Source organism: Flagellimonas algicida, assembly GCF_049629585.1.
GTDB lineage: Bacteria > Bacteroidota > Bacteroidia > Flavobacteriales > Flavobacteriaceae > Flagellimonas.
Genome location: NZ_JBMYIX010000001.1, coordinates 899,855 through 912,888 on the forward strand (window position 1 = coordinate 899,855; position 13,034 = coordinate 912,888).

Genomic DNA, 13,034 nt, shown 5'->3' on the forward strand with positions numbered 1-13,034 from the left:
TATTATTTACTTTAACCACACTCGATTGAATGGACTGGAAAGAGCTAAAAGAAGTTTTGGAAATTTTAAAAATTCTCATTGAAGGTCTAGCTATAATCATAGCGGGGCTATGGACTTATTTGTTGTTTGTTAGACAACGTTTAGCATTGCCTAAAGTAAACATTGTACCGGCCATTACCCATGTCCGCACCTTCAATCATTGGACACTGATACATGTTGAACTGAAGATTGACAATGTTGGATCAGTAGTGTTTAGGTCAGGTAACGCAGAGGTTCGACTCCGACAGGTTTCCCCTTTTCCCGATGATGTAACATACTGGATAAATTTAGGCTATGATCCCGTGGAGCAGCATAGAACCGAGGTCGAATGGCCATTGATTGCCGACCGTAAATGGGACTGGGATAAAGGTCCATTTGAGATTGAACCGGGTGAATCAGATTCGCTACATGCAGATTTTATCATCCCAAATTCCATTAATGTGATCGAACTATATGGCTTTATTGCAAATACCATGAAAAAAAGGCAAGGTTTGGGATGGACATTGACCGAAATACACCAAATTGATTCTCCAATTGAGCATCCGAATTTTATTAAAGTTGAAGAATATCAATATAGGTCAGGGCAACAACAACAACAACAACAACAACAACAACAGCAACAGCAGCAACAGCAGCAACAGCAACAACAGCAACAACAGCAACAACAGCAGCAACAGCAGATGCCGCAAAGACCCCAACAACAGCTGCAGCAACAGCAATTTCTTAAACCACGCCCTCCGAAAGTGAAAAAATAAGCCAGTTCAATTTGATTAAGCCATCAACGGAACCCACTATTTTCTGTTGGCCCAAAATCAACATCACAAAAAACCAAACCATTCCCAACACTATTTTTTCTATCTTGTTGGGGAAAATTAATCTCAACAAACCTTAACAAGCAATGAAAGAAAAACCATCCCCCTCCAGCAGACGGAGTTTTATCAAAAGTACCGCACTGGCTTCCAGTATTTTTATCGTTCCACGCCACGTTCTGGGCGGCCCCGGATATTTGGCCCCCAGTGATCGCCTCCATTTGGCGGCCATCGGTTCGGGCGGTAAAGGTGCCAGTGATATCAGCAATGCATCGGTCAATGGCCGTGAGCGGGTGGTGGCCCTTTGCGATGTGGATTTTTCCGGATCGGCCAAGAACACGGTGAAAAAATTCCCCAAAGCAAAGCTTTTCAATGATTATCGTGAAATGCTGGATAAGGTAAAGGGCATCGATGCCGTTACCATCAGTACCCCGGACCACGTGCACGGCCCCGCAGCGGCCTATGCCATGGGACTCGGAAAGCACGTATACGTACAAAAACCCATGACCCACAATATTCGCGAAGCCCGTATGTTGACGCAAATGGCGCGTGACAAGCAAGTGGTGACACAGATGGGGAACCAAGGTGGCTCCAACCCTTTATTGGGCATGGTGCAACAATGGGTGGATTCTGGAAAACTGGGCAAGATCACCAAGGTAGAAATCTGGACCAATAGGCCCGTATGGCCACAAGGCTATGCCATGCCCGAGCCAGACCCTTCTAGCAAACCCAGCGATTTGGATTGGAACCTCTGGTTAGGCCCAGCCCCGTTGAAACCCTATACCCCCAACCTTCACCCCTTTAACTGGCGTGGATGGTGGGATTACGGAACCGGTGCCTTGGGCGATGTAGGTTGCCACTTGGTGGATATCCCCTACAGAACCTTGAAACTGGGCTACCCCACTGCCGCCGAATGTAGCGTGGGCACGGTGTTCTCCCAAATGTGGAACCCCGATTACCACCCAGAAGGATGTCCGGCCACCTCGTTCATCACCTTGAACTATGATGCCACCGAAAAAACAGGGGCACCTTTGATCATGACCTGGAGCGATGGGGGCATACGCCCCTCCCACCCCGAGATCATCCCTGCCGATAGCGATATTGGAGGTCCGGGAAGCCAAAACGGCGTGTTGATCCACGGCGAGAACGGGGTCATTTCCACGAACATCAACGACAGTTCGCCATTGACGCCCAAACTGTACCTGAATGATGGTACCACCGAATTTGGTCCGGAAGTGGAAGACATGCCGGAACCTGAATACGGCCACCAACGCAAATGGGTGGATGCCTGCAAAGCAGGATACGGAAGTCCCGAGCATATGGGCCTAACCTCTTCCTTTGAGTATGCCGGTCCCATGACCGAGACCGTACTCATGGGCAACCTGGCCATCCGAAGTTATATGCTGCAACGCCCCAACGGCGATGGCAACATGGAGTTCTACGGTCGTAAGAAGTTACTGTGGGACGGGGACAACATGAAGGTGACCAACTTTGAGGATGCCAACCAGTTTGTTACCCGCACCTACCGTGAGGGTTGGGAAATGTAACCCGGCAACACACTATACCAAAGTGCCGCAAAATAAATATCCGATATCTGACGTCTGAGTTCTGATATCAGATTTCAGGGATATTTTGCGGCTCTTTTCTTTCTCCACCCCACCACCTAACTCCTAATTCCCAACCCCTATTTCCTAACTCCTGATTCCTAGATCTTACTCCTTGATGCGCTCAATGCACTCCCAAAGCCCTTTTACACTGAATAGGGCGTCTTTCTCGGCCTCGTCCAAGAGTTCATGGGAATGGTAGATGGTAACATCATGTACCAATTTTAGGGCCTTGACCAAATCCGGGGCATCCAGATAATGGGTGTAGTCCAGCAGTTGTACCTGCGCGGGACTGAGCATTTTGGAAATTTTGGGGGTGATTTTCACCTCATCTTCGGCACCGCCCTGCGTGCAACAGGAACAGTTTTTTTGACCTTTTGAGTGTAGCATAACAAAAGATTTAAAAATTGAACAAAGAGGACAGGTCACAGCTACACTCATCAAAGCGATGCCTTGAAGGTCTAGGGACTTGCACCCATTTGCCTGCCCAATCTTGATTCAATGAGGTTGAAGAGGGCATCTTAATTTCGATAAGTGTAGCAAGGCAAATATACACTTTAAATGCAATGTGGTTGATAACTCTTTGAAATTGTACGGGTTAAAGGGTTGGCAGTAAGCCAAGAATGGGTGAAATTAATAGCTCCAACCTTGGTTGGGCAAAAATATAAGGATGATCTATTTCATCGGTTTTATGCCTATATTGGGGGTATATAGATGTATTGTATGCTTATACAAGCAAGTTGTAGTCAATTAAAGAAAATATGAATATATCAAGTATAGATAAAACTATAAGGACTGTTCTAAAATCTAGTTACTATAAAATCCCTAGATTTCAAAGACCCTATTCCTGGGAGAAGGAGCATATCGAAGATTTTTGGAATGACTCAATCAGAGAAAGTACTGGTGATTATTTCATTGGATCAATGGTTGTATATGAAATATCCGATGACACTTATGGTGTGGTTGATGGGCAACAACGCTTGACGACCATTACAATGCTTCTAGGAGCAATTAGAGAGGCTTTTAAGAGTATTGGTGAGGATAGTCTTGCCAAAGGCACGCAAGGAATGATTGAAAGAAAAGATTTAGATGATGATTTAAATTATGTACTTCAAACAGAGAGTAGTTATCCCTATTTCCATGAAAATATTCAAAAATTTGATGTTTCTGATGTTACTGATGTTCCCGAAAAAAAGGAGGAGGAACATATCAAAAAGGGATTTGATTTATTGACATCATTGGTGCTAAAAGAATTGGAGTCAATTGAAAATAGCACTACACTTTCAGTCAAAGAAAAGCAAGCAGAAAAAGTTGATGCGTTAAAAAAAATTCGAGATAAAATTTTAAATCTCAAAGTCATATATATAGAGTTAGGGAATGAAGATGATGCGTATATCATATTCGAGACATTAAATACAAGGGGGAAAGATTTAAGAGTGTCAGATTTAGTGAAAAATCACCTCACAAAAATGTTGCCTAAAAAAAATAAGGCTGTTGATTTGTCAAAAGATAAATGGACCGAATCACGAACGATAATTGAGGGCTCAAATGCAGATTTAAACATGGATAGTTTCCTGCATCACTTTTGGCTTTCAAAATATGAGTATACCACACAGAAAAAGCTTTTTAAGTCAATAAAACAAATTGTCAATAAAAAAAATGCTAAAGATTTCCTCAACGATATCTTAAACGAGACACGTATTTACCGAGAGACACTAGATCCAACATACAGAGAATGGAGAAAAGAAGAATTTGAATTAAAGAAATCCTTGGAAGCATTAATTGTGTTTAGGGTGAAGCAACAAATACCCATGCTACTTTCTGTAATGCGTGAATATGAAAATGGTGGTTTAAAACTCAGAAGAGTTAAGGACATAGTAAACGCCATAGAGTGTTTTCACTTTATTTTTACTGCAGTGACTTCACAAAGATCTTCTGGAGGAATTTCATTCATGTACGCTTACCATGCGAGACAACTAGATCAAGCGACCCCAAACGATAAGACCAAAGCTTTGGATGAGCTAAAACAAAAACTACGTGAGAAATTGCCATCCAAAGATGAGTTTATTGCAAACTTTTTAGAAATCGAATATAGTTCGGTTTACACAAAAGAAAAGGCGTTAGTCAAATACATTCTTACAAAATACGACTATTACTATTCTCAAAAAGCAAAGACCGGCACGTCGATCGACTATGACTTAATGACTATAGAGCACATTCATGCGGAAAAAGACACTTCAAAACCTATAGATATTGAGGATGTTGGGGCAATAGGAAATCTACTATTAATAGATGAGAGTTTGAACGGGAAACTTGGCAACAAGCCTTACGCTATCAAACATCCAATATACTTAAGATCTAATGTGTTTCTTGATGATGAAATTAAAAATGCGACTGACTGGAATGAGTCCAATATAATCGAGAGAACAGAAAAGATTGCTGAAAGATTATTCGACAAAGTTTTCAGATTTTAAGCTCGACTGGCAACAACAATAGCTATAAATAATGGCACCGTTCTCGCCTACCCTTCGGCTTCGCTCAGGACAGGCTTCTGAAAATCCTTGCGGATTTTCAGTTTGGTGTGTACTTACAAAGTTAAGTGCTAAACCACGCAACTACTCATAGCCGAGACCGTTGTATGCCATTAGAGCAAAACTGTAACAATAATCCTGTTACATCGTCAAATTTATTATGAACACGAATAGCAAATATTCTATGGGTTTACATAAAGAACAGAAGCAATCGATTAAAACTGCAAGAATAACAGGTGTATGGTATTTATTGATGGCCATTTCGGGGATTTTAGGGTTTATGATTTTTCATTCTGAAATATTTGTATCTGGTAATCCTGAACAAACGCTAACGAATTTAGTGGAACTAAAATCTACTGCAAGAATTAGGTTGTTATTAGAGTTTGCCATAGTAATATCACAAGCACTTACCGCAGTTTGGTTTTATAGATTATTTAAAGACAATTATGAATGGGAAGCTTGGACTCTAGGTATATGGGGAATGGTGAATGCTTTAGCCATTATGATAAGTGCAATTTCAATCGCCTCTGCCATAGGTGTTGCCAATTCTGATATAGGCGCTATGGCAGACAAAGTTTTACTAATTCAGGTTTTTCAAAATATAATTTCAAATGCTTGGGGTATTGGTGGTCTTTTCTTTGGACTTTGGCTATTTCCTATGGGATATATAGTCATCAAATCTAAAAGAATGCCTGTCTGGTTAGGAAGAGTTATTGTTTTAGGTGGTATTGGCTATCTAATTAGCACCGTTATCCGCTACGCAGGAATTGATTTTAGCTTTAATAGATTTCTTATTCTACCCGCAACCATTGGAGAATTTTGGATGATAGGTTATTTACTGATTTTTGGAATAAGACCTATCAATGAGTAAAATTAACAGTGGCTATACGTAATGGCACCGTTCTTACCTGCCCGTTCGCTTTCCTTAGGGTAGCATGAAGTCTTCCCCAAACTACCCACGCAGCTCCTTGACCAAAAATCACTACCTTAAACACCGTAACCAACGGGTTTGCAAATCGTTATGCCATACGCTCAAAACGATACCCAATGGTGACCGGTATAGCCGAAAACCGACCAAAGTAGGCCCAAACCATCTGAATTATGAAAAAATCAACCAACCGACTGACCTTGCTCACTGCACTTTTAGTATGGGCTGTTATATGCCAAAGTTGTGAACAAAAACACCAGGAAAAAACCAAAGAAATTGAAAAGGAAGTTTTGGCTGAACCCGAAAAACCTGAATATTTCCTTTTGCGACCTGAAGTGGAAAAGGCCTACGGATATTCCCACGCCGTAAAAATTGGAAATGATATTAAAATATCCGGAGCTGTAAGTATGGACGATGAAGGAAATCCAACGGCAATTGGCGATCTGGAACAACAGATGAAAAACTGTTATGCCGATTTGGACAAAATATTAAAACACTTTGGTTGCACATTTGACGATGTGGTAAAAGAAGATATTTTTACAACTGATATGGCACAAATGCTGGAAAAATCAGCATATCGGGCTGAAATTTATAAAAACGGATTTCCAACTGGCTCTTGGCTTGAAGTCAAGGGATTGGCATTACCAGAGTTTATGGTGGAAATCGAACTTGAAGTACATAAACCGGAATAGAAGTACGATTCCATGGCAATGACCAAAGTGAATATTGAATGAACAAAACCTTAAGACTATTACCTTTTTTTCTGTTGATAATAGCTGCTTGCAAGGCGCAAAACCATGAACCGTCCGATTTTATTCCAAAAGGTTATGCAGTGTTTGAAAACTATTATGGAGACCTAAGCAATGATGGACAGGAAGATTGTGTTTTGCTGATCAAAAAGACCGATACGGCAAATATCGTCACCAACAGATTTGACCAAAAAGTGGATAGAAATAGGCGTGGAATCATTGTGCTATTCAAAAACGGGAAAGAGTACCGCTTGGCCGATAAAAATTATGACTGTTTTTCATCCGAAAATGAAGATGGAGGGGTTTACTTCCCGCCCCAATTAAGTATTGAGATCAAAAATGAAAAATTGTACGTGCACTACGGACACGGCCGATATGGATTTTGGAAATACACTTTCAGGTTTCAAAACTCAAATTTTGAATTGATAGGGTTTGATTCAAGCAGTAATTATGGGCCAATCATAAATAGGGAAACAAGCATCAACTTCTTGACAAAAAAGAAACTGATCAAAGAAAACACCAATGAAAATGCAGAAGGCGGAGATGAGATATTCAATGAAACCTGGAGTGATGTTGAAATAGAACATGTAATAAAACTGTCTAACATAAAAGACTTTGACGAATTGGAAATGTATGACTATTGAGCAAAAACTTCCCACAACGAAATCATAACCAAGACCGTTCAAAAAATGAAATTTAGAAAAGCGACCCAAAACGATGTGGCCAAAATTGTGGAAATGATCGCGGATGATGAACTCGGAAAAACAAGGGAGAATTATCAAGTCCCCTTGCCCACGGAATATCTTGTCGCATTTGAAAAAATAGATGCCGACCCAAACCAAGAACTGATCGTTGTTGAAAACGAAGGGGCTGAAATCATCGGGACTTTACAGATGTCTTTTATTCAATACCTTACCTATAAAGGGGGAATCAGGGCTCAAATAGAAGCCGTACGGATCAGAAAAGACCAAAGAGGACTCGGTATTGGAAAAACCATGTTCGAATGGGCCATACAGAGAGCCAAGGAACGAAACGCCCATTTATTGCAACTGACCACGGACAAAAAAAGACCAAAAGCGATTCAATTTTACGAAGCGTTAGGATTTAGGGCCTCCCACGAAGGCATGAAAATACATTTCAACTAAAAATGGAGCCTTTCCCTCCTACTTTCCACTGTGCTTGAAGCAGTCTGGAATCCTCCCCAAATGGCCCTCATAACCCCTTGACCGAAAATCATTACCTTAATTCCCGTAACTAACGGTTGCACAAAACCGTTAGGCAATAAGTCAAAATAACCTGAACCTCAAAATAATTATTTTCATATATCTAGAATTATAGATATATTTGCGTCATGGATTTAAAAAGTGCAACCGAAATTGGTAAATGTTTATCTAACCAGACCAGACTACAAATATTGGAATGGCTGAAAGAGCCTAAAAAAAACTTTCCGCCGCATGAAACCTTAAAGCATTTTAACGATGGTGTTTGCGTAACGTACATTCAAGAAAAAGCTGGACTTTCTCAATCAACAATTTCAACCTATTTGACCAATATGGAAAAGTGTGGGCTTTTAATTTCAACAAGACACGGAAAGTGGTCTTACTTAAGGAGAAATGAAAAATTGATCGATCAGTATTGTCTTTTTCTAAAAAACTAGTTTTTATTTAATTCAACACATCTATATATACCGAAGTAAAGATATGAAAAACATCCGATTTGAACTTATAGACCCTCTTGAAAACCTTGAAAGAGTGCTTTATCTCCTTAACCTTCTAAACCCAGAAATGACTAGTGATACCATAGAAAAGTTATTACATCAAATGTCTCAATTACCTAATTATAGGTGCTTTGGTCTCTTTGAAGGTAAAAAACTAATAGGTATCTCATCCGGTTGGACAACAGTAAGGATCTATTGTGGGAAACAATTGGAACTGGATAATGTAATCATTGATTCAAAGATTCAATCCAAAGGTTTTGGCAACTATTTTATTGATAAGATCAAACAATGGGCACTAGCCAATGAATATCAATCCATTGGTTTAAATACTTATGTACAAAATACACGTTCCCATAAATTCTACTATAATCAAAACTTCAAAGTCCTTGGATTTCATTTTGAATACAAACTAAGTCAAAAATAAATGAGAATATTGATCATTGGAGGAAACGGAACTATAGGAAAAGTAGTCGCTTCCCATTTTAACCAAAACGATGAAGTCTTGATAGCTGGACGAACAAAAGGAGATATAATGGTTGATATAGCCAATAGTAAATCGATTAAGGCAATGTTTGAAACTATCGGGAAATTTGATGCCATTATTTGCATTGCAGGAGAAGCAAAATGGGATGATTTTAATAAACTTTCAGAAAAAGACTATTTCGTTGGACTGAAAAGCAAACTTATGGGGCAAGTGAATCTTGTTCGTATTGGGCAAAACTATCTACACCTCAATGGTTCAATAACTTTGACCACAGGAATATTGGCTGATGACCCGGTAATCAAAACTACAAGTGCTTCAATGGTAAATGGCGCAATACATAGTTTTGTCAAGGCAGTAGCGCTTGAAATTGAGAATGGTATAAGAGTCAATGTTGTTTCTTCTGGAATGGTAGAAGACGCATATGAAAAATATAAGGACTATTTCCCTGGACATAATCCAATACCAATGAAAAAAGTACTTAACGGATATGTGAGAAGTGTACGCGGAAAAGGCAATGGGGAGATAATTAGAATATATGATTGAAAAGCCAATTGCCCCATGATGAACTCTACCATCTTCATGGAATCTGTATTCCGCGAAAGAGCCCGTGAATGTTGAAATCCAACTGAAAAAACAGATAAAAACAGTTGAACGAAAACAAAATATCCGTTTAACACACAATTAATTACAGGCGGTAACAGTACCGCAACTGATCTAATTTATTAACTTTATCGGTAGGCTATCACATCTTCCCCCAAAGCCTTAACCATTATTGTATTTAACCATTGGTGACAAACCAAAAATCACACTTTTAAAATTAAAGCAGATACGCCATTGCATCAACCAAGATTTAAACCAATAAACCAACTAACAAAAAATGGAAAACAACGACACAAAATCAATCCGAAACCCATTTGAAGAGATAGGAAAACTGTGGGGAATATTTTCAATTATTTGTCTAATCTGCGGCATTGTGCTCTTGTTGTTGACAAAAGGGGATTTTCAGAGCTTTAGAGAGCATGTCTCAAGTCAAGATGGGAGCCAAATAATACCTTTTGGCCAATTTATATTAAAGCTTTTTACAGGATCACTTCTTCTGGGGATAGGCGTAAAATATCTTCGCGTTGCTTTATCCGTTGTATTTAAGTTCGACCCCGACAAAAAATTAACTGAAAGTTTAGCAAAGGACCTTAATTCAAGTAAAAAATCAACTTATGCTTATAATAAAGGTTCATTGTTTAAACTTTTACAGGAAAAAGACCTGGAATTGATAAAGCCTACAACCTTGATTGAAAATATAACCACAAGGGTGTTTGTGGGTTTGAAAAAAATTCCACCCAGATATTTTATCGTTTCCCAAAATTTCCTAAATGCACTGATATCTTCATTCTCCCCATTCTTGATCCTGTTCGTTGCATTGTTCCTTGACTATCTGGAAATCATAGATGTTTTTTACGGAAGTAGGTTTGAATGGCTATTGTTATTGGTTTCCATTTCAGTGGTATTTTCATGGAGCCCTTTTAGTCCCATTACGAATGAGTCAAAAAAAAGTATTATTGCCATAATCTTGTCTGTATGTTCCATCGGTACGTTTTTAATACTCAAAACATCTTCTTTTAACTACGAACTCCCTGAAATACCCAAAAGTGTATTCCTGGTGACCTTGATATTTGTGCTTTTGAGTGCGGGAATATTTTTTGCATTCTTCTTTTTATTGAAGAGAAGAGTATACATAGAAGACACTAATGACGAGATATCCGTATCCAAAACCGATGTTGACCTTGGAGTCCATCCTGATGAAATTCGCAGGATTATCTCAAATCGCTTGGCGGAACTTGGCAGCTCAAGCATAGTGAACAGAATTTATGACGATTACTATCACTCCGGCAATGGCAAATTCAGCATGGCATTAATGCAAGAGACACAACCCATTCCCAAGGCTACATTGAATGATACTGTATTGAATAAAAGTGCCAAGAATTTATCCAAGATTGGCTTTGCAGGAGCAATAGTCGGTTTAATTGCATTAGTAGCTTTTGTCAGCGGTGCCAAAACTTTCATTGGACTTTTACTTTCTACCGTCACTACTTTGGGAATAATAAATTTTGGTCTAAAATTAATCTCCCTAAGCACTTTATTCCTATCGGAATTTGCTTTTGAATCCATTTTGATTTCTGTAGATGGAAATGGAGAATACAAATCGTCCCGAATAACAGCGGGAAGAGGGTTGAACGATTCCGTGGAATCTAGAAATGAGGTGACCAAATCAAGCATTTCATTACAATTTGTGAGTTCCAGTATACTTTCAGTGAGTTTTATACGACTTGGAAAGGCGGACCCATTTGATCATTCACCTCGTTATGTGGTCTCATTGGACAAAAATGAAAGCTCAAATACTTATTTGATAAACTCCTTTAACAAGTACCTTTCTGAAAAATCCCAAATAATTGGAGTTAGTGGCCGCGACGTTGAAAAAATAAAGAACCTGAATTCACTTACAAATCCAATTGGACTTAATGGCACTACCGAACCGACCAATAAAAGTTTACTTGAGGAAAATACCAATGAAACAGAATCTGAGTGAGTCATAGAAAAGCAGTTTCTTACAAAAGAAAAAAAATGAATACTGACCGATGTAGTATAAGATTGCCGGTTCTTCAAATTTTGGTCCTCTTCCATGCCAGTATGGTGGCTGCACAAACTTCTCTCGAGAAAATCAACCTTGAAAACGGAAAGTACACCGTGGGGTTTCGCCACTACCCTACTCTGGATAGCTCAAGAACGTACCACAGGGCCATGGACTATACCAACAAAAAGATGGCCCGACCCATTTCCATAAGCCTTTGGTATCCCGCAGGGCAAATTGCAGATGACATAAAACCCTTACAGGTTCTGGATTACCTTGAGATACTAAAAGAGGAAGAGGAATGGGAACATTTGCCCAATGAACAGATCTTGAATTGGTTTTACTACCGTAACACCCCCGACAACCAAAAACACCTTGTAGAACCAACAACAGCATATCCCGAACTGGATTTTTTGAAGGGGAAATTTCCGGTGGTTGTCTATGCCCCCAGTTTCATGGCATCCTCCATAGAAAACTTTGCGCTTTGTGAATATTTGGTAAGTCACGGGTATGTGGTAGTGTCCAGTCTAAGTCGAGGCACAGAGACCCGTTGGTTCAGCAACAACTACGCCAAGGAAATGGAAACCCAGGCGAGGGATATGGAGTTTTTGATAAAAGAAGTTGGGAAACTTCCCATAGTAGATCATGACAAGATTGCTGTAATGGGCTTCAGTTTTGGCGGTCTATCCAATATCATCGTGCAAAATAGAAATGATAATATCAAAGCCATTGTAAGTCTGGATGGCACAGAAAGATATCAATACGCACTACTGGAGCAATCCCACTTTTTTGACGCCGCAAAAATAGATGTACCCTACATCCATATGGCGCAGAAAGACATTCCCGATATCGTTTTGAAAGAGGACAAGATCGATGCTGAACTCAACACAAAGTTCCAGTTGTACGACAGCATAACCCAAGCCACCTCGTACCAATTGAAGTTCCATGACCTTACGCACAGCTATTTCAGTACCCTTGGGATTCTCTTTGCCGATAGGGACAAGAGACAGGACAAAGATGACTCGGAAATCATGGAGTCCTACAAATGGGTATCGGCCTATGCGTTACATTTTTTGGATGCCGTGCTAAAAAAGGATGAAAACGCCCTGCATTTTATTGAAAATAACCCTTCCAAAAACGGAGTTGCCGATGGTTTGATAACCCAAAGCATCAAACCATCGAAAAAAAGAGCCTACACGTTTCAGGATTTTAACGATTTGGCTTCGGGCCAGAATTATAACAACCTATCCCAATTGTACGACTCCATAGTAAAAAGTCATCCTGCTTTTTCCATCCCTGAAGGCAATCTGAACACGCTTGGGTTACAATTGGTCTTCAACCCAAAAACATCTTCGCAAGGAATAAAGGTGTTTTTGTTGGCCACACGACTTTTCCCAGATTCTGCCAATCTCTATGACAGTCTAGCAGAGGGATATTTATTCATGGGCAACACGGATAAAGCCATTGAAAGTTTTGAAAAATCCTTGGCATTGAACCCACAAAGCCAAAACGCCATCAACAGATTGGAGCAATTAAAAAAGTAACAC

General features: G+C 39.8%; 13 protein-coding genes. 12 read left to right on the forward strand and 1 reads right to left on the reverse strand.

Annotated elements, in window-relative coordinates; all coding sequences use genetic code 11:
- Nucleotides 1-29 precede the first annotated feature (29 nt).
- Together ACPD8L_RS04015 and ACPD8L_RS04020 are read left to right on the forward strand one after the other, a co-directional pair.
- Nucleotides 30-794 (forward strand): hypothetical protein, encoded by a 765-nt coding sequence (locus tag ACPD8L_RS04015; protein WP_423942070.1) that lies wholly within the window; start codon nt 30-32, stop codon nt 792-794.
- 143 nt (nt 795-937) lie between these two features.
- On the forward strand, nt 938-2,395 hold the full coding sequence (locus tag ACPD8L_RS04020) for a Gfo/Idh/MocA family protein (RefSeq protein WP_423942072.1): 1,458 nt from the start codon (nt 938-940) through the stop codon (nt 2,393-2,395).
- Between the two features lie 165 nt (nt 2,396-2,560).
- Here ACPD8L_RS04020 and ACPD8L_RS04025 read toward each other — a convergent pair whose 3' ends face one another.
- Nucleotides 2,561-2,842, reverse strand: a complete 282-nt coding sequence (locus ACPD8L_RS04025; RefSeq protein WP_129652449.1) for a hypothetical protein — start codon at nt 2,840-2,842, stop codon at nt 2,561-2,563.
- 371 nt (nt 2,843-3,213) lie between these two features.
- Between ACPD8L_RS04025 and ACPD8L_RS04030 the strand changes: the two genes are divergently transcribed.
- The 10 genes from ACPD8L_RS04030 (at nt 3,214) to ACPD8L_RS04075 (ending at nt 13,031) form a co-directional block, all read left to right on the forward strand.
- Nucleotides 3,214-4,926: a DUF262 domain-containing protein gene (locus tag ACPD8L_RS04030; RefSeq protein WP_423942077.1), complete on the forward strand. Its 1,713-nt coding sequence runs from the start codon at nt 3,214-3,216 to the stop codon at nt 4,924-4,926.
- 217 nt (nt 4,927-5,143) lie between these two features.
- Entirely contained in the window at nt 5,144-5,854 is a 711-nt protein-coding gene (locus ACPD8L_RS04035; RefSeq protein ID WP_423942079.1) for a DUF4386 domain-containing protein, read from the forward strand.
- Nucleotides 5,855-6,084: 230 nt separating this feature from the next.
- Nucleotides 6,085-6,603, forward strand: a complete 519-nt coding sequence (locus ACPD8L_RS04040) for a RidA family protein (RefSeq protein ID WP_423942081.1) — start codon at nt 6,085-6,087, stop codon at nt 6,601-6,603.
- A 38-nt stretch (nt 6,604-6,641) separates the two neighbouring features.
- Nucleotides 6,642-7,304 carry a hypothetical protein gene (locus tag ACPD8L_RS04045; RefSeq protein WP_423942083.1) on the forward strand — a complete coding sequence of 221 codons (663 nt, stop codon included), beginning with the start codon at nt 6,642-6,644 and terminating at the stop codon, nt 7,302-7,304.
- Between the two features lie 45 nt (nt 7,305-7,349).
- Nucleotides 7,350-7,805 carry a GNAT family N-acetyltransferase gene (locus ACPD8L_RS04050; protein WP_423942085.1) on the forward strand — a complete coding sequence of 152 codons (456 nt, stop codon included), beginning with the start codon at nt 7,350-7,352 and terminating at the stop codon, nt 7,803-7,805.
- A 206-nt stretch (nt 7,806-8,011) separates the two neighbouring features.
- Nucleotides 8,012-8,317 carry an ArsR/SmtB family transcription factor gene (locus tag ACPD8L_RS04055; protein ID WP_116217732.1) on the forward strand — a complete coding sequence of 102 codons (306 nt, stop codon included), beginning with the start codon at nt 8,012-8,014 and terminating at the stop codon, nt 8,315-8,317.
- A 43-nt stretch (nt 8,318-8,360) separates the two neighbouring features.
- Nucleotides 8,361-8,801: a GNAT family N-acetyltransferase gene (locus ACPD8L_RS04060; protein ID WP_116217733.1), complete on the forward strand. Its 441-nt coding sequence runs from the start codon at nt 8,361-8,363 to the stop codon at nt 8,799-8,801.
- Nucleotides 8,802-9,404, forward strand: coding sequence for a short chain dehydrogenase (locus tag ACPD8L_RS04065; protein ID WP_421809472.1), 603 nt, complete (start codon nt 8,802-8,804; stop codon nt 9,402-9,404).
- 334 nt (nt 9,405-9,738) lie between these two features.
- The gene (locus ACPD8L_RS04070) at nt 9,739-11,445 is read left to right on the forward strand and encodes a hypothetical protein (protein ID WP_116217735.1); all 1,707 of its coding nucleotides are present in this window, start codon (nt 9,739-9,741) and stop codon (nt 11,443-11,445) included.
- 35 nt (nt 11,446-11,480) lie between these two features.
- The gene (locus ACPD8L_RS04075) at nt 11,481-13,031 is read left to right on the forward strand and encodes a prolyl oligopeptidase family serine peptidase (RefSeq protein ID WP_293300752.1); all 1,551 of its coding nucleotides are present in this window, start codon (nt 11,481-11,483) and stop codon (nt 13,029-13,031) included.
- The last annotated feature ends 3 nt before the right edge of the window (nt 13,032-13,034 follow it).